Below are 21999 nucleotides of genomic sequence, written 5' to 3'. Positions count from 1 at the left end.
ACACTCCTTACTTGCGCGTGCGCGTGGCACCGCGCACGACGGACTTGCGGGCAACGACGGCCGCCGCTGGCTTGCTGCTGCGACGGACCACCTCGTCTTCGGAGCTGCGCTTGCTGCTGCGCGCCGGTGACTGCTTTGCGACAGGCTTCTTGGCGACGACTTTTTCCGCCGCGGGCTTGGCAGCGAGCTGACGCTTCAGTGCGGCGACTTCGGCGCGCAGTGCGGAGACTTCATCGGACCCGGCGGTCGACGCCGTGGCACGTACCTCGCGGCGCAGCTCCTGCAGGCGCTTGCCCAGGGCAGTGACCTCACTGCGCGTGGGCATGCCCAATTCGCGGCAAAGCGCATCGAGCTGTTCTTGCTGCAACAGACGCAGGCGACTCTGGGCATTGGTCATCGATCCGTAGACGTGACGGAACTCGTCCGACAGTGCGATCTGGGCATAGGCTTCTTCCGCACCATCGACCCACAGGTCATAGAGCCCCTTGAGGGAATCGACCTGCTGCTTCGAATCGCCGAGATCGGCAAGCTTGACCTTCAGACGCTCAAGGCCTTCGGTATTGGCGCGCTGGATCAGGGCCTGGTACTTGCCGGCCCATTCGAGATAGTCGCGCATCGCCGCAGCCATGGCTTGCTGGTGTAGCTGACGCTCGCGCGTATAGCCGAAGGCGGCCATATGTTCGACGTCGAAGGCATGGCCTCCCGCGCCGGCCTGAGTCGCCTGCATCCAGGACTGCCAGAGCTGCGTGAAGCTGCGAGCCGACTCGCTATCGATACTGGCGAATGCATGGGCGAACGGCTGGCCGCCAAAACCGGCGAACATCTGATTCAGCGACTGCTGCCAGTCGCCGCCCCCCTGCCCCAGGCCGCTGTTGGCCGCCCCTTGCAACCATTCACCGTAACCCTTGAGGGCGTCCATGCTGCGGGCGAGCAAATCTTGACCGCTGCCGACGTGCGGCATGGAAGCGGCATGCGCAAAAGGTGACGTTCCACCCATTTGCTGCTGCAGGTATCGAGTCCAGGAGTCCCAGGATTGCTTTGCCATCGCCTGGTAATCCTTCAACAAATCACTTGCCTGGTCGGCCATACCCGCTTCCTCGTTGCATCCTTTGCATCCTAGCAAAAGCAGATGACAGCGGACGCAAAAACCCCGTTGGGCGGGGGTGGCTTCAGGTGCCGCTGGTCATGCCCAGTCATGTCATGGCGGAGCACCAGCTTCGCCCCACCAAAAAGCAAAAGCCCGGCAGGTGCCGGGCTTTTGCTTTTGTCCTGCCTTACGGCGGACTTAGGCGTTGGCGCCTTCGTCCTCGGCTACGGCCTTCATGGACAGGCGAATACGGCCCTGCTTGTCCACTTCCAGCACCTTGACCTTGACGATATCGCCTTCCTTCAGCTTGTCGGAGACCTTCTCCACGCGCTCGCTGGAAATCTGCGAGACGTGCACGAGGCCGTCCTTGCCCGGCATGATGGTGACGAACGCACCAAAGTCCATCAGCTTGGCGACCTTGCCCTCGTAGATTCGGCCCGGCTCGACGTCGGACACGATCTGCTCGATGCGTGCCTTGGCGGCGTTGGCCGCCTCACGATTGACCGAAGCGATGACCACGGTACCGTCATCGGTGATGTCGATGGTGGTGCCGGTCTCTTCGGTGATCGAGCGGATGGTGGCGCCGCCCTTGCCGATGACTTCGCGGATCTTGTCCGGGTGGATCTTGATGGTGAGCAGGCGCGGGGCATACTCGCTCATCTCCGAACGTGCGGTGGTGATGACCTTGGCCATCTCGCCGAGGATATGCAGACGACCCTGCTTGGCCTGGGCCAGCGCGGTACGCATGATCTCTTCGGTGATACCGTCGATCTTGATGTCCATCTGCAGCGCGGAGATACCGTCGGCGCTACCAGCCACCTTGAAGTCCATGTCGCCCAGGTGATCTTCATCACCCAGGATGTCGGACAGCACGACGAAGTCGTTGCCTTCCTTGACCAGACCCATGGCGATACCGGCCACCGGCGACTTCAGCGGAACGCCCGCGTCCATCATGGCCAGCGAGGAGCCGCACACCGACGCCATCGACGAGGAGCCGTTGGACTCGGTGATCTCGGAGACCACGCGGATCACGTACGGGAATTCCTCGACCGTCGGCTTCACTGCCTGCACGCCGCGCTTGGCGAGACGGCCGTGGCCGATTTCGCGACGCTTCGGCGCGCCGAAGCGGCCAGCTTCACCCACCGAGAACGGCGGGAAGTTGTAATGGAACAGGAAGGCGTCCTTCGACTCGCCTTCCGGCGCGTCGATGATCTGCGCATCGCGGGTGGTGCCCAGCGTGGTCACGACCAGCGCCTGCGTTTCACCGCGGGTGAACAACGCCGAACCGTGGGTACGCGGCAACACGCCGACGCGCACGGTGATCGGGCGAACGTCGTCCAGGTTACGGCCGTCGATACGCACCTTGGTCTTCAGCACGCTGTCGCGCATGGTGTGGTATTCGAGTTCGGCGAATTCCTTCGCCAGCTCAGCCACAGCCCAACCCTTCTGCTCGGCCTCGCCCTTGAGCGAGTCCAGCGTATCGGACTTGATCGCGGAGATCGCGTCGCGGCGCTGCAGCTTGTCGCGCACCTGGAAAGCCTCTTCCAGCTTGCTGCCGACGGCGCCCTTCAGCGCGGCAATCAGCGACTCGTTACGGGCCGGCGGCTGCCAGTCCCACGACGGCTTGGCCGCTTCGCTGGCGAGCTCGGCGATCGCGCGGATCGCGGTCTGCATCTGCTGGTGACCGAACACCACCGCGCCGAGCATGACGTCTTCGGACAGTAGCTTGGCTTCGGATTCCACCATCAGCACGGCGTTGGAGGTACCGGCAACGACCAGATCCAGCGCCGAGGTCTTCAGCTCGGCGGCAGTCGGATTAAGCAGGTACTTGCCATCGGCGTAGCCGACGCGGGCAGCGGCGATCGGGCCCTTGAACGGGATACCGGCGAGGCTGAGCGCAGCGGAAGCACCCAGCAAGGCCGGGATGTCGCCGTCGATCTCGGGATTCAAGGAGACGACCTGTGCGATGACCTGCACTTCGTTCTTGAACTCTTCCGGGAACAGCGGGCGCACCGGACGATCGATCAGACGCGAGGTGAGCGTCTCCTTCTCGGTCGGGCGGCCTTCGCGCTTGAAGAAGCCACCCGGGATGCGACCGGCGGAGTAGAACTTCTCGACGTAGTCGACGGTGAGCGGGAAGAAGTCCTGCCCCTCTTTCGCCTTGGACGCGGCCACCACGGTGACGAGCACCACGGTACCACCCATGCTGACCATAACGGCACCGGAAGCCTGGCGGGCAATTTCGCCCGTCTCCAGCGTGACTTCGTGATTACCGTACTGGAATGACTTGGTTACTTTCGCCACGGTCTTTTCCTGAATTGGGGTTGTGGCCAGGGATGACCACTTCGTGATTTTCGCGTTCAAGCATGAACGCAAATATCAACTTAACGGCGCAGGCCGAGGCGCTCAATCAGGGTCTGATAGCGAGCCAGGTCGCGATCTTTCAGGTACGAAAGCAGGCTCTTGCGGCGGTTTACCAGCTGCAGCAAGCCACGGCGGGAATGATGATCCTGCTTGTGCTCTTTGAAATGACCGGTGAGGTGGTCAATACGGGCCGACAGCAAGGCCACCTGGACTTCCGGGGAACCGGTGTCGTTCGGCACGCGGCCGAAATCAGCAATGATCTTGCTGGTCTGTTCAACGGTGAGGGACATGAGTATCTCTTCCTTAAAAGCGGATGCGAAGCTTGCGCAACGTCACAGGATGACGTTGCGCAAGCTTCGCCTTGATGAATGAAAAGTCTTAAACAAGCTCCGTATTGTAACGACCGGAGCCCTATGACAACAAGACCGTCATCGTTGAATGCTATTTGCACCGGGCGACGGCAGGTTGAAACCACGCACAATGTGCAGCTTTCCGGCCATCGCCTCGCCCAGGGCTAGCAGGCGCCCGTCCTCGGCGTAGAGCGAGAGCTGCCCCGTCATGGACGGATCCAGCGGAATCTGCTGCCCCTGTGAGACGGCAAGCGTGCGCTCGGCATCCAGATGCAGCGCGGGCAGCCCAGCCAAGCCAGCTGAAACCGGCAGCAACAGGGGCAGCAAGGCCTCATCGCCTTGCGCTGCGGCAGCGTGCAGCTGCTCCAGCGTCACCATGGCCGGCTCCCTGAACGGCTCCACCCACAAGCGCCGCAAAGCCACCAGATGAGCACCGCAGCCCAGATCCTCGCCTAGATCCACGGCCAGACTGCGCACATAGGTGCCCGAGCCGCACTCCACGTATAAGGTCAGGCTGTTTTCGCTTCGGGACACCAGATCAAGTCGATAGACCTCGACCTCACGAGCCGGGATGTCCACCGCTTCACCGCGCCGCGCCTTGACGTAAAGCCGCTCACCATCCTGCTTGATGGCCGAATACGCCGGTGGCACCTGGGTGATGCGGCCACGCAGTTTGGCCAGGGCCTGCTCGATGGCATCGTCGCTCAAATCAGGCACCGGCCGCTCAAGCACGATCTCGCCCTCAAGATCCGCCGTGGTGGTCGTCACGCCTAAACGGCATTCGGCCAGATAGGCCTTGCGCGAGCCCAGCAGCATGCCGGCGAGCTTGGTGGCCTCGCCAAAGCACAGCGGCAGCAAGCCACTGGCCAACGGATCAAGCGCGCCGGTATGGCCGCCCTTCTCCGCCCGAAAAATACCTTTGCGCACAGCCTGCAGCGCCTGGTTGGAGCTCAGGCCCAGCGGCTTGTCCAGCAGCACGATGCCGTGCAGCTCACGGAAACGTATGCCTTTTATTCGAACTCGGCTCATTCGTCCCCGGCACTTTCCTCGCCGGCACCGGCAGCGCGCGCACTTTCCTGGCGCAGCAGGCTGTCGATGCGCTCGCCCTTGTCGACTGAATCGTCGTACTTGAAACGCAGCTCGGGCACTCGACGCAGGCGCATGCTGCGCGACAGTTCACGACGAAATTCGATGGCCAGCTCCTTGAGCGCCTTCATCGCCTCGGTGGAACGCTCCGGCTGCAGGGCGGTGACCCACACCGTGGCCCAGTCGAGATCGCGGGTGACCTCCACATCCGACACGCTGACCGAGGGCAGGCCGTGGTCGCGCACGGCAGCATGGACCAGCAAGGCCAGTTCGCGGCGCAGTTCGGCACCGACGCGGTCGGTACGCTTGAAATCGCGTGAAGGCATGACGCCTCTCCTCTAAACCAAGGACCCACCGGTGCGGCAGGCCCTGAAACAAAGCGAGCGATGTGGATAGCCACACCGCCCGCCTGGGAAAAACACTACTGAAGGTTACCGGCCCGCCTCTTGGCAGGCCGACGACGCTTACAGCGTGCGGGCCACCTCGATGCGCTCGAAGCATTCGATCTGATCGCCGACCTTGACGTCGTTGTACTGCTTCACGGCGATACCGCACTCCATGCCGTTACGCACTTCGTCGACCAGTTCCTTGAAGCGGCGCAACGATTCCAGTTCGCCCTGGAAGACCACGGTGTTGTCGCGCAACACGCGGATCGGCTTGCTGCGCTTGACCGTGCCTTCGATGATCATGCAGCCCGCGACCGCACCGAACTTGGAGCTGCGGAACACTTCGCGAACCTGCGCCACGCCGATGATCTCTTCGCGCACTTCCTTGCCCAGCAAACCGGAAGCGGCTTGCTTCACCTGGTCGATCACGTCGTAAATGATCGAGAAGTAGCGCACGTCCAGACCGGAGGTGTCGATCACCTTGCGGGCCGAGGCATCGGCACGCACGTTGAAGCCAATGACCAGGGCCTTGGAGGCAGCCGCCAGGGTGGCGTCGGACTCGGTGATGCCGCCGACGCCGGCCGCGATCACGTTGACCTTCACGTTCTCGTTGCCGATCTGGCTGAGCGACTCGCGCAGTGCCTGCACCGAACCCTGCACGTCGGCCTTGACCAGGATATTGAGCGTCTGCTGCTCAACACCCTGACTCATCTGGGCCATGATGTCCTCAAGGCGGTTGGCCTTGCTGACCATGCGCGTCTCGCGGCGCTTGAGGTGACGCTCGGCCGCCACTTCGCGGGCGAGGCGCTCGTCGGCCACGACCACGAAGTCGTCGCCGGATTCCGGCACGCCGGAAAGACCCAGCACCTGCACCGGAATCGACGGACCGGCTTCCTGCACCTGCTTGCCGCTTTCATCGATCAACGCACGCATGCGGCCGTATTCGATGCCGCACACGACGAAGTCGCCGCGCTTGAGCGTGCCCTGCTGCACCAACACCGTAGCTACCGGGCCGCGACCGCGATCCAGACTGGATTCGATCACCACGCCGGACGCCGGGCCGTCTTCGACCGCCCTCAATTCCATCACTTCGGCCTGCACCGAAATGGCGTCCAACAGGGCGTCGATACCCATGCCGGTCTTGGCCGATACCGGCACGAACGGCGTGTCGCCACCCCATTCTTCCGGAATCACTTCCAGGTTGCCGAGACCCTGCTTGACGTGGTCCGGATTGGCGTCGGACTTGTCCATCTTGTTGAGCGCGACAATCAGCGGCACCTTAGCGGCGCGCGCATGCTGCACGGCCTCCGCCGTCTGAGGCATCACGCCGTCGTCCGCTGCAACGACCAGCACCACGATATCGGTGGACTGGGCGCCGCGTGCACGCATCGAGGTAAACGCCGCGTGGCCTGGGGTATCCAGGAAGGTGATGACGCCCTTCGGCGTTTCCACGTGGTACGCACCGATGTGCTGGGTAATGCCGCCCGCTTCGCCCGAGGCGACCTTGGTGCGGCGGATGAAGTCGAGCAACGAGGTCTTGCCGTGGTCGACGTGGCCCATGATGGTGACCACCGGCGGACGCGGCTTCTTCTCGCCTTCCAGCTCCGCGCTCTGCGTGTGAGCGGCCAGCGTGGCCTCGGCGTTGTTCTCGCTCGCGGCAACGGCCGTATGGCCGAGCTCTTCGATCACCAGCACAGCCGTGTCGTGGTCGATGGTCTGGTTGATGGTGGCCATGACGCCCATCTTGAACAGGGCCTTGACCACTTCCGAACCCTTGACGGCCATCTTCTGGGCGAGATCGGCGACGACATTGTTGTCGCCCACGACGACCTCACGCACCACCGGTGCGGTCGGGCGCGAGAAGCCGTGGGAACCGGCGGCCGCGGACGAACCGCTACGCGACGCTTCGCGACCCGAACCCTTGCCGGGCTTGCCACGCTTGTTGGAACGGCGGGCACGATCGGCATCGCTCAAATGCAGTTCGCCACCGGCGAAACGCTTGCCGCCCGGGCCTTCGTCGCGGTCGCGCCCATGCCGTGGCTTGTTGGCATTGGCGTTGGCACTGGGGGCACTGGCACCCGCATTAGCAGGTGCATTGCCGCCCGCGCGATGGGGCGCGCCAGACGCTGGCGCGGGCGCCGGCGCCGCAGCGACAGGCGCCGCCGGGCGCACAGGCGCAACCACCGGGGCCGGCGTGATCACCACCTTCTTTTCACGACGGCGCGGCTCATGGATGGTCGGCACGATCATGCCGAACACACTGTGATCGACGCGCTGCGGCGGCTGGACGGCCTCGACGGCCGGAGCCTTCTCGACGGGAGGCTTCTGATTCGATTCGGCGACCACCGGGGCAGCCACAGACTCCGCAGCAGGCTCTTCGACCTGACCGGCCTGGGCTGCTTGCTGCGCCTTGGCATGCGCAGCCGCCTCGGCCTCCGCCTGCTGGCGGCGCTGCTCTTCCTCGGCCTCCCGTTGGCGCTGGGCTTCCTCGGCGCGCAGCTGGGCCTCTTCGTGGCGCTGGCGATCGGCCTCGGCGCGCGCGGCTTCTTCGTGCTCGCGCTCCTGCTGCGATTCATGCAGTTTGCGCACGGCGTCTTCGCGCTCAACGTCACCATTGGCCTCTTCGGCGATGACGCTGCGCTTGACGTAGGTACGCTTCGCACGCACTTCGACGTTGACCGTCTTGGCGGCGGTCGCACCGCGGGCACCCGGGGTAGCGACCTTGAGTTCGCTGACCTTGCGGCGCTTGAGCGTGATCTGCCGCGGCGAGCTGTCTTCCGCTTCAGTCGTGGTGACTTCGCTCTTGCCATGCGTACGGCGAAGGAATCCGAGCAGCTTCACCTTTTCGGTGCTGCTGATGATCTGCTCCGGATCGGAGAATTTCATACCGGCCTCGCCAAGCTGACCAAGCAGCTTGTCCACCGGCATGCCAAGTACCTTGGCTAGCTGTTTAATTGTAACGTCCGACATCGTGTTCTTTCTCCGCCGTTCCCGCGCTAAGTCCGTGCGGCCTAGCCTGCACGTCCACCCCCATCCCTGGTGGAGAGCCTTTCAGCTCTCCTCGGCGCGCCCCTCCAGGGCGCTGCCGTCCGCGGTTAGCCACCTTTCTCCAGACGCGCGATCATCGGCGCACGTGCAGCCATGATCAGCGCCGCGGCGCGATCTTCGTCCATGCCTTCAATATCGATCAGGTCGTCAACCGCCAGATCGGCCAGATCGTCCACCGTCACCACTTCACGCGAAGCCAGCGCATATGCCGTGGCCTCGTCCATGCCTGGCAAGGCGAGCATCTCGCCCGACGGCTGATGTTCGTCGATGCCTTCTTCCACGGCCAGTGCCTCGGTCAGCAGCGCGTCGCGGGCACGGGCGCGGAGTTCCTCGACGATGTCCTCGTCGAAGCCTTCCACGGCCAGCAGCTCGGCGCTGGGGACATAGGCGATTTCTTCGACACTGGAGAAGCCTTCCTGAACGAGGATGTTGGCGATCTCCTGGTCCACTTCCAGCTTATCCATGAACAGCTGGCGGGCGGATTCCTGCTCTGCCTCGCTCTTGGCGGCGACCTGGTCCTGGGTCATCACGTTGAGCTGCCAGCCGGTGAGCTTGCTGGCGAGGCGCACGTTCTGGCCACCGCGACCGATGGCCTGGGACAACTTGTCCTCGGCCACGGCGATGTCCATGGAGTGCTTTTCCTCGTCCATGATGATGGACTGGACTTCTGCCGGCGCCATCGCATTGATGACGTACTGGGCCTGGTTCTCGTGCCACAGGATGATGTCGACGCGTTCGCCATTGAGCTCGTTGGACACCGCCTGGACGCGCGAACCGCGCATGCCGATGCAGGCGCCGATGGGATCGGTGCGTGTGTCGTGTGCGACCACCGCGATCTTGGCGCGGTCGCCCGGATCGCGGGCGCAGCCCTTGATTTCCACAAGGCCCTGGCCGACTTCCGGCACTTCGAGCTTGAACAGCTCGATCATGAATTCCGGTGCGGCGCGCGACACGAACAGCTGCGGACCGCGAGCCTCCGAGCGCACCTCGTAGAGGTAGCCGCGGACGCGGTCGCCGACGCGAGCCGACTCGCGCGGAATCGTCTTGTCGCGCGGAATGAAGGCCTCGGCGTTGCTGCCCAGGTCCAGATAGACATTGCCGCGCTCGACGCGCTTGACGATACCGGTGACCAGCTCGCCCACGCGCTCCTGGAACGCATCGACGACCTGCTGGCGCTCGGCTTCGCGTACGCGCTGCACGATGACCTGCTTGGCAGCCTGCGCGGCGATACGGCCGAACTCGGCGTTTTCGATCTGCTGCTCGATGTATTCGCCGATCTGCGAGCCTTCACGCTCGTCCAGGGCGTCCATCAGGCGTACCTGGTGGAACGGCGACTCCATCTCACCATCGTCTGCGATGACTTCCCAGCGACGGAACGTCTCGTAGTCGCCGGTATGGCGATCGATGGACACGCGGATGTCTGAATCTTCGTCCGGGTAACGCTTTTTGGCGGCGGACGCGAGAGCCGCTTCCATCGCCAGGAAAATCACTTCGCGCGGCACGCCCTTTTCATTGGCAACCGCGTCAACCACCAGCAAAAGTTCTTTGCTCATTGCAGCAACTCCGTAGACGCTAGCCGCGCCCGATCGCTTTCGATTGATTACTTTGTAGGCTTCTTGCCCGGCTTGGGCTGCGGCACGTAACCGAGCGCCACCCAATCAGGCACCACGCGCGCGCTTTCCACCGCGCCATGTTCGAATTCGAAGTTCTTGCCCTCGCCTTCCAGCAAGATCTGCTCACCTTCGACCGACACCACCTTGCCGCGCATACGACGACGGCCTTCCAGCGGTGCCTTCAGCAATACTTTCACTTCCGCACCGATCACCTTGGCGAACTGTGCCGCGGTGAACAGCGGGCGATCGATGCCCGGGGAAGAAACCTCCAGCACGTAGTGGCCCGGAATCGGGTCCTCCACGTCCAGCAGCGCCGACAGCTCGCGACTCGCCGTCTCGCAGTCGTCGAGGCCGACTTCGCGGCTCTCGCCACCTTGATCGAGCACGTCCAGGTAGATCCGCAGAGTACTCTGCCCCTGCGACGGGGTGAACTCCACGCCAATACATTCCAGTCCCAAATCGACCAGAACTTCGCTGAAGCGTTGAGCTAATGCCTGCGTATCCATAGTTCGCCTATCGTTACCGTCGCCAGAAACAAAAAAAGGGCTCAAGCGGCCCATTCCTTGCTCTTAAAATAGAGCGCCCTCGCCGATGTCCCGACCCATCCAGACTCTTTCCGGGGCACCCGCACATGCAGCATCGAAGCCACTGTGACGCTTGTGCGACGCTTCCTTGCGCCCAACAAAAAAGCCTCACGAGGAGGCTTTCTTGTTCTAAGAAAGATCTGGTAGCGGGGGCAGGATTCGAACCTGCGACCTTCGGGTTATGAGCCCGACGAGCTGCCAGACTGCTCCACCCCGCATCAGAGTCCGAGAATATTAACGAGATGGCCGGGTTCTTGCAAGCCTTTTCGAGAATATTTTCAAAGAATCGCCTGACGCCTTCGTGACGGAGAACTTCCGTCACGACCCAATCAGCCGACAAACACGCGCTGGCACCAGCCGAACAACGGGCCCCAGCCAATACCCAGCACCAGCAAGGCAAGCACATTCAACGACAGCACCAGGCGCACCGAGGCATCGCTTTGCAGGCGAATCTCGGTGCCTTCCACCGGCTTGTCGAAGTACATCACCTTGACCACGCGCAGGTAGTAATACAAACCGACGATGGCGAACACCGCGCCCACGATGGCCAGCCACATCATGCCGGCGTGGATCGCGGCCTGCAGCACCAGCAACTTGGCGAAAAAGCCGAACAGCGGCGGCACGCCAGCCAGCGAGAACATCACCAGCATCATCAGGAACGCAGCCCACGGCGAACGCTGGTTGAGACCTTTCAGATCATCGATCTCTTCGCACTCGAAGCCCGCACGGGCCAACGCCAGGATCACACCGAAGGCCGCGGTGCTCATCAGCGCGTAGCTGATCGCGTAGAACAAGGCGGCCGCATAGCCTTCTGGCCCAGCATTGACCAGGCCCAGCAGCAGGTAACCCATGTGCGAGATGGTCGAGTACGCCAGCAGACGCTTGAGGTTGCTCTGCACGATGGCGACGAGGTTACCGATCGCCAGCGACAGCACCGCCAGCACCGCCAGCATCAGCTGCCAATGCTGCGACAGGTCACCCAGGCCGGAGGCCAGCAGGCGATACGCCATACCGAACGCGGCCAGCTTCGGGGCGGAACCGATGAAGATCGTTACCGCGGTGGGCGAGCCCTGGTAAACGTCCGGTATCCACATATGGAACGGCGCGGCGCCGAGCTTGAAGGCAATGCCCACGACCATGAAGATCAGGCCGAAGATCAGCAGCTGCGGCATGCCCGTATGCGTGGCCGCCGCGTGCAGGTGCGCCAGATCCAGCGTACCGGTGGCGCCATACACCATCGACATGCCGTACAGCAGCATGCCCGAGGCCAGCGCACCCAGGACGAAGTACTTGATCGCAGCTTCCGACGAGAGACCGGAATCGCGATTCAACGCGACCAGCGCGTACGACGACAGCGTCAGCAACTCCAGGCCCAGGTACACCGTCAGCAGGTTGCCCGCCGACACCAGGAGCATGATGCCGATCACCGCGAAGATGGTCAGCGTGTAGAACTCGCCTACGAACAGCTTGCGGTCGACCAGGTAAGGCTTGGCGTAGATGAACACCAGAGCGGTGGTGAGCAGCGCAAAGACCTTGAGGATCTCCGCCACGCCGTCGCGCACGAACATGCCGTTGAAGGCAGTTACGGTCCCGGGTGGCTGGCCCGCAATTACCAGATAGATGGCCACCAGCAGCACTGCGACCGACAGCCAATGCAGCATGGGACGCTGCTCGGGCTTCATGAAGGCATCGAGCAGTAGCAGCAAGCACGCCGCCACCACCAGATACAGCTCCGGCAACAGGATCAGAATGTCATTGAAATTCGGCATGATCAGTCCTGCTTAAACCTTGTGATTGCCAAGCTGCGTCACCAGCTGCGTCACCGACGAATCCATCAGATGGATCAGCGGCTGCGGCCAGATGCCCAGTGCCAGCACGGCGGCGGCGAAGGCGCCAAGTACGAAGATCTCGCGGCCGTTGATGTCCTTCATCTCGGCCACGTGCGGGTTGTGGATATCACCCCACAGCACGCGCTTGACCATGTACAGCGTGTAGGCCGCGCCGATGATCAAGGTGAAGGCGGCGAACAGCGCGATCCACGGATTGGCCTGGAAGCTGGCCAGGATCACCTGGAACTCGCCCACGAAACCGCTGGTGCCCGGCAGGCCGCTATTGGCCATGGCGAACAGCACATAGAAGAAGCCGAACCACGGCATCACGTTGATGACGCCGCCGTAGTCCTTGATCTGGCGAGTGTGCAGACGGTCATACAGCACGCCGATGCACGAGAACATCGCGCCCGAGACGAAGCCGTGCGAAATCATCTGCACCATCGCACCCTGCATGCCGAGCTTGGCTGCGTCGATATTGCCCGCGCCACGCACCAGCATGAAGGCGATGAAGATACCCAGGGTGACAAAGCCCATGTGCGCCACGGACGAGTACGCCACCAGCTTCTTCATATCCTCCTGTACCAGGGCGATATAGCCGATGTAGACCACCGCGATCAGGCTCAGGCCGATCACTACCCAGGCATAGGCCTCGGAAGCATCCGGCACGATCGGCAGCGAGAAGCGCAGGAAACCGTAGCCACCGATCTTCAGCATCACCGCCGCCAGCACCACCGAGCCGCCGGTAGGCGCTTCCACGTGGGCGTCCGGCAACCAGGTATGCACCGGCACCATCGGCACCTTCACCGCGAAGGCGATGAGGAAGGCGAAGAACAGCCAGCTCTGCTCCTTCATCGTCAGTGGCAGCGCTGCCAGCACCTGCAGGTCGAACGAACCGGCCTTCAGGTACAGGTAGATCAGGCCGACCAACATGAAGATGGAGCCGAAGAAGGTGTAGATGAAGAACTTCAGGGTGGCGTAGACGCGACGCGGACCACCCCAGACACCGATGAGGATGAACATCGGGATCAGCATGGCCTCGAAGAACACGTAGAACAGCAACGCGTCAGTGGCGCAGAACACGCCGATCATCAGACCCTGCAGCACCAACATGGCAGCCATGTACTGGTGCGGCTTGTCCTGGATCACCTCCCACGCGCCGACGATCACCAGGATGCCGACAAAACAGGTAAGCAGGATCAGCGCGATGGAGATGCCGTCGACCGCTAGGCTGTAGTGCACGCCGAGCGAGGCGATCCATACATGGCTTTCGACCAACTGCTTGGCGCTGTCTGCCGCGTTGTATTGCGGCAACAGGTAAAGGCTGAGGACGAAGGTGATCACGGCCACCAACAGCGCCATCCAGCGCGCGGTGTTGGGTCGACCGGAGCCGGCAAGCAGCACCGGGACGGCACCCACGATGGGGAGCCAGATCAGCAGGCTGAGCAAATGATTGAACATGGAGCTGGTTCCCTTATTGCCCGACCAGCCAATACCCGCCAAGCAGCAGGATTAGGCCGAGAATCATCGCGAAGACGTAGTGATAGAGGTAGCCGGACTGCAGTCGGCGCACGCCGCCTGCGATCCGCTGGACAAGACCCGCCGAGCCGTCGATCAGCACGCCGTCGATCACGGCGGCGTCGCCGCCCTTCCACAGCGCACGACCGAGCGCGATACCGCCACGCGCGAAGACGATGTAGTACACCGCGTCAAACCAGTACTTGTGGTTGAGCACGTTGTAGATCGGCTGCAGCGCATTCTTGATGCGGTCGGCCAAGGCCGGGTTGAACAGATAGATGTAGGTCTGGATAGCGAACGCCGACAACACCAACAGGAACGGCAGCTGGGTGAAGCCGTGCAGCGCCATCGCCATCGAGCCGCTGAACTCCTTGCCGAGTTCAGCCAGTACGTTGTTTGCCTCGTGCACCTGAATGGCGCTACCGAACCACTCGCCGAACAGCAGCGGCTGGATCGCGAAGAAGCCCACCAGCAGCGAGGGAATCGCCAGCAGGATCAGCGGCAGCGTCACCACCCACGGCGACTCCTTCGGCGTCTCATGCATGATGCCGGCATCGTGGTGACCGTGGTCATCCTTGTGCGATTCATGGTGATGCTCGCCGTGGCCATGGTCATGCACGACGACGAAGCGCTCCTTGCCATGGAAGGTCAGGTACATCTGGCGGAAGGTGTACAGCGCGGTCACGAAGGCACCCGCCATCACGCAGAAGTAAGCGTAATTGGCGCCCCAGCGATGCGACTCGCCCACCGCCTCGATGATCGCGTCCTTCGAGTAGAAACCGGCGAAGAACGGCACGCCGCACAGCGCCAGCGAACCGATCCACATGGTGATCCAGGTGATCGGCATGTACTTGCGCAGGCCGCCCATGTAGCGCATGTCCTGCTCATGGTGCATGGCGATGATCACCGAGCCTGCGCCCAGGAACAGCAGCGCCTTGAAGAACGCGTGCGTCATCAGGTGGAACACCGCACCCGCGTAAGCAGACACGCCGAGCGCGACGGTCATGTAACCCAGCTGCGACAGCGTGGAATAGGCCACTACGCGCTTGATGTCGTTCTGCACGATGCCGATCAGGCCGGTGAACAAGGCACCGGTGGCGCCGATCACCATCACGAAGCTGAGCGCGGTGTCCGACAGCTCGAAGATCGGCGACATGCGCGCGACCATGAAGATGCCGGCGGTCACCATGGTCGCGGCGTGGATCAGTGCCGAGATCGGGGTCGGGCCTTCCATCGAATCCGGCAACCACACGTGCAACGGCACCTGGGCGGATTTGCCCATCGCACCGATGAACAGCAGGATGCCGATGACCGTGGCGGCATCCCAATGCGTGTTCTGGGTGATCTGCAGCGTCTTGCCGATCAGGCTGTCGGCGTTGGAAAACGCCGTGGCGTAGTCCAGCGTATTGAGGAAATACAGGATCGCCGCGATGCCGAGCAGGAAACCGAAGTCGCCCACGCGGTTGACCAGGAACGCCTTGAGGTTGGCGAAGATCGCCGTGGGGCGCTTGTACCAGAAACCGATCAACAGGTACGACACCAGGCCCACTGCTTCCCAGCCGAAGAACAGCTGCATGAAGTTGTTGCTCATCACGAGCATCAACATCGAGAAGGTGAACAGCGAGATGTAGCTGAAGAAGCGCTGGTAACCATCGTCGTCGGCCATGTAGCCGATGGTGTAGATATGCACCAGCAACGACACGAAGGTCACCACCACCATCATCATGGCGGTGAGACGGTCGATCAGGAAACCCACGTTGGCCGTATAGCGACCGATCTCGAACCAGGTGTAGATGTTCTGGTTATAGACCGGCGCACCGCCAGCGGTGAGCTGGTACAACACATAGAACGACAGGCCACAGGCAAGCGCCACACCGAGGATGGTGACGGTGTGCGAACCGGCGCGGCCGATGATGCGACCAAAAAAGCCCGCGAGCAGGCAGCCGACGAGCGGCGCCAGGGCAATGGTCAGCAAAATGGAGGTGGACAATTCCATCGGGTCAGCCCTTCATGCTGTCGATTTCAGCGATGTTGATGGTGCTGCGATTACGGAACAGCAACACCAGGATCGCCAGGCCGATAGCGGTTTCCGCCGCAGCCACGGTAAGGATGAAGAATACGAACACCTGCCCCGCGGCATCGCCCTGGAAGCGGGAGAACGCGACGAAGTTGATGTTCACCGCCAACAGCATCAGCTCGATCGACATCAACAGCACGATGACGTTCTTGCGGTTGATGAAGAGACTGGCCAGGGCGATGCTGAACAACACCGCGCCGAGCACGATGAAATGCGAAAGCGTGATCATGGGGTGGTCTCCTTGCCCGGTGCCGGCTGGGGCGCGGTGGGTACTTCCGCCGCCATCTTCACCAGGCGAATGCGATCACGGGGATTGACGAGAACCTGCTGCGACGCCGACTGGTGACGCACACCGGGACGCTCGCGCAGGGTCAATACCACCGCTGCCACCACACCGACGGTGAGGATCAGCGCGGCGATTTCGAACGGCAACAGGAACTGCGTGTACAACGCCGTGCCCAGCCATTCGGTATTGGACATGCCCGCCACGGTGGCCGGGTTGGCGCCCATCACCTGGGCGTGCATGGCGCGTACGCCGATCATCGCCAGCATCTCGCCCAACATGATCAGGGCCACGATGATGCCGACCGGCAGGTATTTGATGAAGCCTTCGCGCACATGCTCCTGCTTGATGTCGAGCATCATCACCACGAACAGGAACAGCACCATCACGGCGCCCACGTAGACCACGATAAGCGCGATGGCCAGGAACTCGGCTTCGGCCAGCAGCCAGATGCAGGCCGTGCTGAAGAACGTGAGCACCAGCGCCAGCACCGCATGCACCGTGTTGCGCAGGCTGATCACGCCCAGCGCGGCACCGACGGTGACCGCGGAGAACGCGTAGAAACAGATGAGTTGGAACATTTGGGGGTCAATCATGATGTCCCGTCCTCAGCGATACGCAGCGTCTTGAGCGCGAGCGGCCGCGATGTCCTGCTCGAAGCGGTCGCCAATGGCGAGCAGCTGCGACTTGGTCACCACGTTCTCGCCACGTTGCTCGAAGTGATACTCGTGGATATGCGTCTCGACGATCGAGTCGACCGGGCAGCTCTCTTCGCAGAAGCCGCAGAAGATGCACTTGAACAGGTCGATGTCGTAGCGCGTGGTGCGGCGCTGGCCGTCACTCTCGCGCGGCGCCGAGTCGATGGTGATGGCCAGGGCCGGGCACACCGCCTCGCACAGCTTGCACGCAATGCAACGCTCTTCGCCGTTCGGATAACGACGCAGGGCATGCAGGCCGCGGAAGCGGTTCGACTTGGGGATGTGCTCCATCGGGTAGCGCATCGTGTACTTCGGGCTGAACATGTAACGCATGGTCAAAGCCATGCCCTTGAACAGCTCGATCAGCAGCAGGCTTTTGAAATAGTGGGTGATGCGGGACATGATTTTCTTCAGCCTCCCGTGCCGACGGTGACCCAGCCGAAATACTTCATGCAGCCGGCGACGAGGACCCAGACGATGGTGATGGGAATGAATACCTTCCAGCCTAGACGCATGATCTGGTCATAGCGGTAGCGCGGGAAGCTGGCGCGGAACCACAGGAACATAAAGGCGAAAATAAAGGCCTTGATGAACAGCCACAGGAAGCTGCCGTGCCCGATAAAGCCCCACGAGGCCGGGAACGGCGACAACCAGCCGCCCATGAACAGGATCGCAGCCAGGAAGCTGATCAGGATCATGTTGGCGTATTCGGCCAGGAAGAACAGCGCGAACGCCGAGCCGGAATATTCCACGTGGAAGCCGGCCACGATTTCCGACTCACCTTCCGCCACGTCGAACGGCGCACGGTTGGTTTCGGCCACGCCCGAGATGAAGTAGATGATGAAGACCGGCAGCAGCGGCCACATGAACCAGTCGAACACGCCCTTGTGGCCGGACTGCGCATGCACGATGTCGGTAAGGTTCAGCGAACCGGCCAGCACCAGCACGCACACCAGGCACAAGCCCATGGCCAGCTCGTAGGAGATCACCTGGGCGGCCGAACGCATGGCGCCGAGCAAGGCGTAACGCGAGTTGGAGGCCCAGCCGGCGAGGATGATGCCGTACACGCCCAGCGAGGTCATCGCCAGCAGATACAGCACGCCGGCATTGACGTTGGCCAACACCATCTGTTCGTTGAACGGCACCACCGCCCAGGCCGCCAGCGCTGGAATCAACGCCAGCATCGGTGCGAGGTAATACAGGAACTTGTTCGCTTCGGTCGGAAGAATGACTTCCTTCAGCAGCAGCTTGACCACGTCCGCGAATGCCTGCAGCAGGCCGAGGGGACCGATCTTGTTCGGCCCCATGCGCACGTGCATCCAGCCGATGACTTTGCGCTCCCAGTACACGAACATCGCCACCGCGATGACCAGCGGCAGGATGATGGCCAGGATGTAGACCACCGGCCAGATGAGCTGGTTGAGAATCTGATCGCCCATGTGCTTACGCCTTGCTCAGGGTGAGGGCTGCGCCGTAGGGCGGCAGCGCGACGGTGTCATCGTGTGCGGCTTCGATCCACGCCGTGCCATCGGGCACGCTGATGTCGATCACCAGCGGCAGCACCGCATCGGCAACGCGTACGGGCACGCCCTCGCCCAGACCCAGGCGCTGCGCCTCGTCGGCATTGACGCGCACGGCCGGCGCCCGGTTCAACGGGTGGGCGCTCAGAGCGGTCGCCCGACGCAGCACAGCGTCGGTGCGATAGATCGGCCAGGTCGCCAGACGGCTCAGGCCGGCAACCGCCGGACGGGTCGCCAGTTCCGCACGCACCTGATGACCGCGCTCGATAATGCCTTCGCGCAGACCCGCCAGGTCGTCGAACTCGAAGCCCGCGAGCTTCAGCACGCCACCCAGCGCACGCAGAACCTTCCAGCCCGGACGCGCTTCACCCGGCGCCTTGGCACCGGCAGCCACGCTTTGCGACAAGCCGTCGACGTTGACCAGGGTGCCGTCGTTTTCCGGCAGCAGCGCAATCGGCAGGATCACGTCGGCCACGTCACGCAGCACCGGACCGGCATAAGCGGAGAACGCCACCACGTGCTCGGCACCGCGCAGCGCCTTGAGCAGTGCGGCCCCATCGGCCACGTCCTGCGGTTCGACGCCATACAGCACATACGACTTGCGCGGCTGGGCCAGCATGCTCTGTGCGTCGAGGCCGCCATTGCCCGGCACCACGCCGACGCGGGCCAGGCCCAGCGCATTGGCGCCGACCGGCAGCTCGTTGTAGCCCGCCCCGGTGGCTTCGGCGATGAAGCGGGCAACGGCACGCAGCCACGAGGCCTGCGGATGCGTCACGGCGGCTTCGCCGAGAATCACCACGGCGCTGCCACTCTTGAGTGCAACGATGGCGTCCTTGTCACCCTGGTCCGACGAGGCGCCGTTGATCGCGGCAGCCAATGCGGACGGTGCCGCGGCACCCGCCTCGACGGCGGCCTTGGCCAGGGCCAGCAGCGCATCGACCAGCGCCTGCGGCGCGACGATCGCTTCACCCGCCAGCTTGTAGTTGAAGTTGAAGCTCGCCGGATTGACGGCGTAGACCTTGGCGCCTTTCTTCACCGCCTGATGGATGCGGTGATTGACCAGCGGCAACTCATGGCGCAGGTCTGAACCGACCAGCAGTGCGGCCTTGACGTGATCGAGCTCTGCCACCGGCTTGGCAAATACCAGAGCCGCGGCGTTGTCAGCAAAGTCCAGCTGACGCAGGCGGTGATCGATATGCGCGCTGCCCAGGCCACGTGCCAAGCGCACCAGCAGGTCGCCTTCTTCGTTGGTGGTGGCCGGATGCACCAGCACGCCCAGGTCGCTACCGGCGGACTGTTTCAGCGATTCGACGGCCGCACCGAGCGCGTCTTCCCAGCTGGTGGTCTGCCACTGGCCGTTGCGCTTGACCTGCGGTGTGCTCACGCGATCGGCGGCGTACAGGCCCTGATGGCTGTAACGGTCGCGGTCGGAGAGCCAGCACTCGTTGATCGATTCGTTTTCGCGCGGCACCGTGCGCAGCACTTCACCGCGGCGCGTATGCAGCCACAGGTTGGAGCCCAGCGCATCGTGATAAGCGATCGATGGCTTGGCCACCAGCTCCCAGGCGCGTGCCTGGAACTGGAACGGCTTGTTGGTGAGCGCGCCCACCGGGCAGACGTCGATGATATTGCCCGACAGCTCGGTCTCGATCGTCTTGCCGATATAGGTGCCGATCTGCAGGTTGTCGCCGCGGCTCATGCCACCCAGTTCGTAGGTGCCGGCGATCTCGCTGGTGAAGCGGACGCAGCGCGTGCACTGGATGCAGCGGGTCATTTCGGTCGCGACCAGCGGGCCGAGGTTTTCGTCGGCGATGCTGCGCTTGCGCTCGGTGTAGCGCGACACGCTGCGGCCATAGCCCAGCGCCACGTCCTGCAGTTCGCACTCGCCGCCCTGATCGCAGATCGGGCAGTCGAGCGGATGGTTGATCAGCAGGAACTCCATCACGTCCTTCTGATATTTCAGAGCGACGTCGGTGCGGGTCTTCACCTTCATGCCTTCAGCCACCGGCGTGGCGCAGGCCGGCTGGGGCTTGGGCATGGGCTTGCCGCCCATCTCCACCTCGACCAGGCACATGCGGCAGTTCGCGGCGATCGGCAGCTTGCGGTGATAGCAGAAACGCGGGATCGCCACGCCAATGGCGTCGGCGGCCTCGATGATCATGGCGCCCTTGCGGATCTGCGTGGGCTTGCCATCGATCTCGATATTCAGCAGATCAAGGGCGGGGGCAACGGGCTGCGCACTCATGCGGCGGCTCCAAGCTTGTCGTCGACGATGGAACGCCCGTTGACGATGTAGTACTCGAATTCATCCCAGAACTGGCGCAGGAAGCCCTGCACCGGCCACGCCGCGGCTTCGCCGAACGCGCAGATGGTGTGGCCTTCGATCTGGCCGGCAATGGCCTTCAGGCGGTGCAGGTCGTCCATGGTGCCCTGGCCGTCGACGATGCGGGTCAGCACGCGATGCATCCAGCCGGTGCCTTCGCGGCACGGCGTGCACTGGCCACAGGATTCCTTATGGAAGAACTGCGAGATGCGACGGGTGAAGCGCACCGTGCAGACGGTGTCGTCCAGCACCACGATGGCGCCCGAACCGAGACCGGTCTTGAGGTCACGCAAGGTGTCGTAGTCGAACGGCAGGCCCTTGAGCTGTTCGGCACGCAGCACCGGCATTGACACACCGCCGGGAATCGCGCCCTTCAGCGTACGACCCGGACGCAGGCCGCCGGCCATTTCCAGCAATTCGTCGAAGGTGGTGCCCAGCGGCACTTCGAAGTTGCCGCCCTTCTGCACGCAACCGGAGACCGAGAAGATCTTCGGACCGCCGTTCTTGGTCTTGCTCTGGGCCAGGAACCAGTCCGCGCCCTTGCGCAGGATGGCCGGCACCGAGGCATACGTCTCGGTGTTGTTGATGGTGCTGGGCTTGCCGTACAGGCCGAAGTTGGCCGGGAACGGCGGCTTGAAGCGCGGCTGGCCCTTCTTGCCTTCCAGCGATTCCATCAGCGCGGTTTCTTCGCCACAGATATAGGCACCAGCGCCGAGTGCACCATAAATGTCGATATCAAGGCCGGTACCCTGGATGTTCTTGCCCAGCAGGCCCGCGGCGTAGGCTTCCTTCAGCGCCTCTTCGAAATGTTCGAACGGCTCGTGATGGAATTCGCCACGCAGGTAGTTGTAGGCCACCGTCGAACCCGTGCAATAGCACGCGATCGCCATGCCTTCGATCACCGCATGCGGGTTGAAGCGCAGGATGTCGCGGTCCTTGCAGGTGCCGGGCTCCGATTCGTCCGAGTTGCAGAGGATGTACTTCTGCATCGTGCCCTTGGGCATGAAGGACCACTTCAAGCCGGTCGGGAAGCCTGCGCCGCCGCGGCCGCGCAGGTTGCTCTTCTTGATCTCTTCGATCAGCGCGTTCGGGTCGGGCTTCTCGGCGAGGATCTTCTTCCACGCTTCATAGCCGCCAACCTGCGTATAGCTGTCCATCGCCCACGGCTTGTCGAAATGCAGCGTGGTGTAGACGACCTGGTGTTCCTGGGGTGCCGGTCCGTATGCCATTGCG

General features: G+C 63.0%; 17 protein-coding genes and 1 tRNA gene. All 18 read right to left on the bottom strand.

The genetic code is table 11. The features are described 5' to 3' along the window. Positions 1 to 7: 7 nt before the first annotated feature. Positions 8 to 1087, bottom strand: a complete 1080-nt coding sequence (locus OUZ30_RS07950; RefSeq protein ID WP_266181692.1) for a poly(R)-hydroxyalkanoic acid synthase subunit PhaE — start codon at positions 1085 to 1087, stop codon at positions 8 to 10. Positions 1088 to 1285: 198 nt separating this feature from the next. Beyond that, entirely contained in the window at positions 1286 to 3391 is a 2106-nt protein-coding gene (pnp, locus tag OUZ30_RS07945; protein WP_266181691.1) for a polyribonucleotide nucleotidyltransferase, read from the bottom strand. An 80-nt stretch (positions 3392 to 3471) separates the two neighbouring features. Next, on the bottom strand, positions 3472 to 3741 hold the full coding sequence (rpsO, locus tag OUZ30_RS07940) for a 30S ribosomal protein S15 (RefSeq protein ID WP_266151271.1): 270 nt from the start codon (positions 3739 to 3741) through the stop codon (positions 3472 to 3474). 138 nt (positions 3742 to 3879) lie between these two features. After that, positions 3880 to 4830 carry a tRNA pseudouridine(55) synthase TruB gene (truB, locus tag OUZ30_RS07935; RefSeq protein ID WP_266181690.1) on the bottom strand — a complete coding sequence of 317 codons (951 nt, stop codon included), beginning with the start codon at positions 4828 to 4830 and terminating at the stop codon, positions 3880 to 3882. Continuing rightward, a complete protein-coding gene (gene rbfA, locus OUZ30_RS07930; RefSeq protein ID WP_266181689.1) occupies positions 4827 to 5213 on the bottom strand; it encodes a 30S ribosome-binding factor RbfA in 387 nt (128 codons plus the stop codon). Before rbfA ends, truB begins: the two co-directional genes overlap by 4 nt. A 138-nt stretch (positions 5214 to 5351) precedes the next feature. Then, the gene (gene infB / locus OUZ30_RS07925) at positions 5352 to 8243 is read right to left on the bottom strand and encodes a translation initiation factor IF-2 (RefSeq protein WP_266181688.1); all 2892 of its coding nucleotides are present in this window, start codon (positions 8241 to 8243) and stop codon (positions 5352 to 5354) included. A 125-nt stretch (positions 8244 to 8368) separates the two neighbouring features. Beyond that, positions 8369 to 9874 (bottom strand): transcription termination factor NusA, encoded by a 1506-nt coding sequence (gene nusA, locus OUZ30_RS07920; RefSeq protein WP_266181687.1) that lies wholly within the window; start codon positions 9872 to 9874, stop codon positions 8369 to 8371. Positions 9875 to 9921: 47 nt separating this feature from the next. Next, complete coding sequence (locus tag OUZ30_RS07915) at positions 9922 to 10440, bottom strand: ribosome maturation factor RimP (protein WP_266181686.1); 519 nt, start codon at positions 10438 to 10440, stop codon at positions 9922 to 9924. 219 nt (positions 10441 to 10659) lie between these two features. Next, positions 10660 to 10736, bottom strand: a tRNA-Met gene (locus OUZ30_RS07910). A 111-nt stretch (positions 10737 to 10847) separates the two neighbouring features. Beyond that, entirely contained in the window at positions 10848 to 12287 is a 1440-nt protein-coding gene (gene nuoN / locus OUZ30_RS07905) for an NADH-quinone oxidoreductase subunit NuoN (protein WP_266181685.1), read from the bottom strand. A 12-nt stretch (positions 12288 to 12299) separates the two neighbouring features. After that, entirely contained in the window at positions 12300 to 13808 is a 1509-nt protein-coding gene (locus OUZ30_RS07900) for an NADH-quinone oxidoreductase subunit M (RefSeq protein WP_266181684.1), read from the bottom strand. Positions 13809 to 13821: 13 nt separating this feature from the next. Beyond that, positions 13822 to 15861: an NADH-quinone oxidoreductase subunit L gene (nuoL, locus tag OUZ30_RS07895; RefSeq protein WP_266181683.1), complete on the bottom strand. Its 2040-nt coding sequence runs from the start codon at positions 15859 to 15861 to the stop codon at positions 13822 to 13824. A gap of 4 nt (positions 15862 to 15865) precedes the next feature. Further along, the gene (nuoK, locus tag OUZ30_RS07890; RefSeq protein WP_266181682.1) at positions 15866 to 16171 is read right to left on the bottom strand and encodes an NADH-quinone oxidoreductase subunit NuoK; all 306 of its coding nucleotides are present in this window, start codon (positions 16169 to 16171) and stop codon (positions 15866 to 15868) included. Continuing rightward, the gene (locus OUZ30_RS07885) at positions 16168 to 16821 is read right to left on the bottom strand and encodes an NADH-quinone oxidoreductase subunit J (protein WP_266181681.1); all 654 of its coding nucleotides are present in this window, start codon (positions 16819 to 16821) and stop codon (positions 16168 to 16170) included. Before OUZ30_RS07885 ends, nuoK begins: the two co-directional genes overlap by 4 nt. Before the next feature lie 12 nt (positions 16822 to 16833). Continuing rightward, on the bottom strand, positions 16834 to 17325 hold the full coding sequence (gene nuoI / locus OUZ30_RS07880; protein WP_266181680.1) for an NADH-quinone oxidoreductase subunit NuoI: 492 nt from the start codon (positions 17323 to 17325) through the stop codon (positions 16834 to 16836). A gap of 8 nt (positions 17326 to 17333) precedes the next feature. After that, on the bottom strand, positions 17334 to 18362 hold the full coding sequence (nuoH, locus tag OUZ30_RS07875) for an NADH-quinone oxidoreductase subunit NuoH (protein ID WP_266181679.1): 1029 nt from the start codon (positions 18360 to 18362) through the stop codon (positions 17334 to 17336). A gap of 4 nt (positions 18363 to 18366) precedes the next feature. Beyond that, positions 18367 to 20688, bottom strand: a complete 2322-nt coding sequence (gene nuoG / locus OUZ30_RS07870) for an NADH-quinone oxidoreductase subunit NuoG (protein WP_266181678.1) — start codon at positions 20686 to 20688, stop codon at positions 18367 to 18369. Beyond that, positions 20685 to 21995, bottom strand: coding sequence for an NADH-quinone oxidoreductase subunit NuoF (nuoF, locus tag OUZ30_RS07865; RefSeq protein ID WP_266181677.1), 1311 nt, complete (start codon positions 21993 to 21995; stop codon positions 20685 to 20687). The genes nuoG and nuoF overlap by 4 nt, the downstream gene beginning before the upstream one ends. Positions 21996 to 21999: the final 4 nt, after the last annotated feature.

This window comes from Dyella humicola (assembly GCF_026283945.1).
GTDB lineage: Bacteria > Pseudomonadota > Gammaproteobacteria > Xanthomonadales > Rhodanobacteraceae > Dyella > Dyella humicola.
This window is presented reverse-complemented; position numbering and strand designations above follow the sequence as displayed.

Coding starts and splice junctions, on each gene's coding strand:
- nuoH (WP_266181679.1), bottom strand. CDS start 18,362: ATGGGCGATCAGATTCTCAACCAGCTCATCTGGCCGGTGGTCTACATC.
- nuoF (WP_266181677.1), bottom strand. CDS start 21,995: ATGGCATACGGACCGGCACCCCAGGAACACCAGGTCGTCTACACCACG.
- OUZ30_RS07900 (WP_266181684.1), bottom strand. CDS start 13,808: ATGTTCAATCATTTGCTCAGCCTGCTGATCTGGCTCCCCATCGTGGGT.
- infB (WP_266181688.1), bottom strand. CDS start 8,243: ATGTCGGACGTTACAATTAAACAGCTAGCCAAGGTACTTGGCATGCCG.
- nuoN (WP_266181685.1), bottom strand. CDS start 12,287: ATGCCGAATTTCAATGACATTCTGATCCTGTTGCCGGAGCTGTATCTG.
- OUZ30_RS07885 (WP_266181681.1), bottom strand. CDS start 16,821: ATGATTGACCCCCAAATGTTCCAACTCATCTGTTTCTACGCGTTCTCC.
- nuoI (WP_266181680.1), bottom strand. CDS start 17,325: ATGTCCCGCATCACCCACTATTTCAAAAGCCTGCTGCTGATCGAGCTG.
- nuoK (WP_266181682.1), bottom strand. CDS start 16,171: ATGATCACGCTTTCGCATTTCATCGTGCTCGGCGCGGTGTTGTTCAGC.
- OUZ30_RS07915 (WP_266181686.1), bottom strand. CDS start 10,440: ATGGATACGCAGGCATTAGCTCAACGCTTCAGCGAAGTTCTGGTCGAT.
- nuoG (WP_266181678.1), bottom strand. CDS start 20,688: ATGAGTGCGCAGCCCGTTGCCCCCGCCCTTGATCTGCTGAATATCGAG.
- OUZ30_RS07950 (WP_266181692.1), bottom strand. CDS start 1,087: ATGGCCGACCAGGCAAGTGATTTGTTGAAGGATTACCAGGCGATGGCA.
- rbfA (WP_266181689.1), bottom strand. CDS start 5,213: ATGCCTTCACGCGATTTCAAGCGTACCGACCGCGTCGGTGCCGAACTG.
- truB (WP_266181690.1), bottom strand. CDS start 4,830: ATGAGCCGAGTTCGAATAAAAGGCATACGTTTCCGTGAGCTGCACGGC.
- nuoL (WP_266181683.1), bottom strand. CDS start 15,861: ATGGAATTGTCCACCTCCATTTTGCTGACCATTGCCCTGGCGCCGCTC.
- rpsO (WP_266151271.1), bottom strand. CDS start 3,741: ATGTCCCTCACCGTTGAACAGACCAGCAAGATCATTGCTGATTTCGGC.
- nusA (WP_266181687.1), bottom strand. CDS start 9,874: ATGAGCAAAGAACTTTTGCTGGTGGTTGACGCGGTTGCCAATGAAAAG.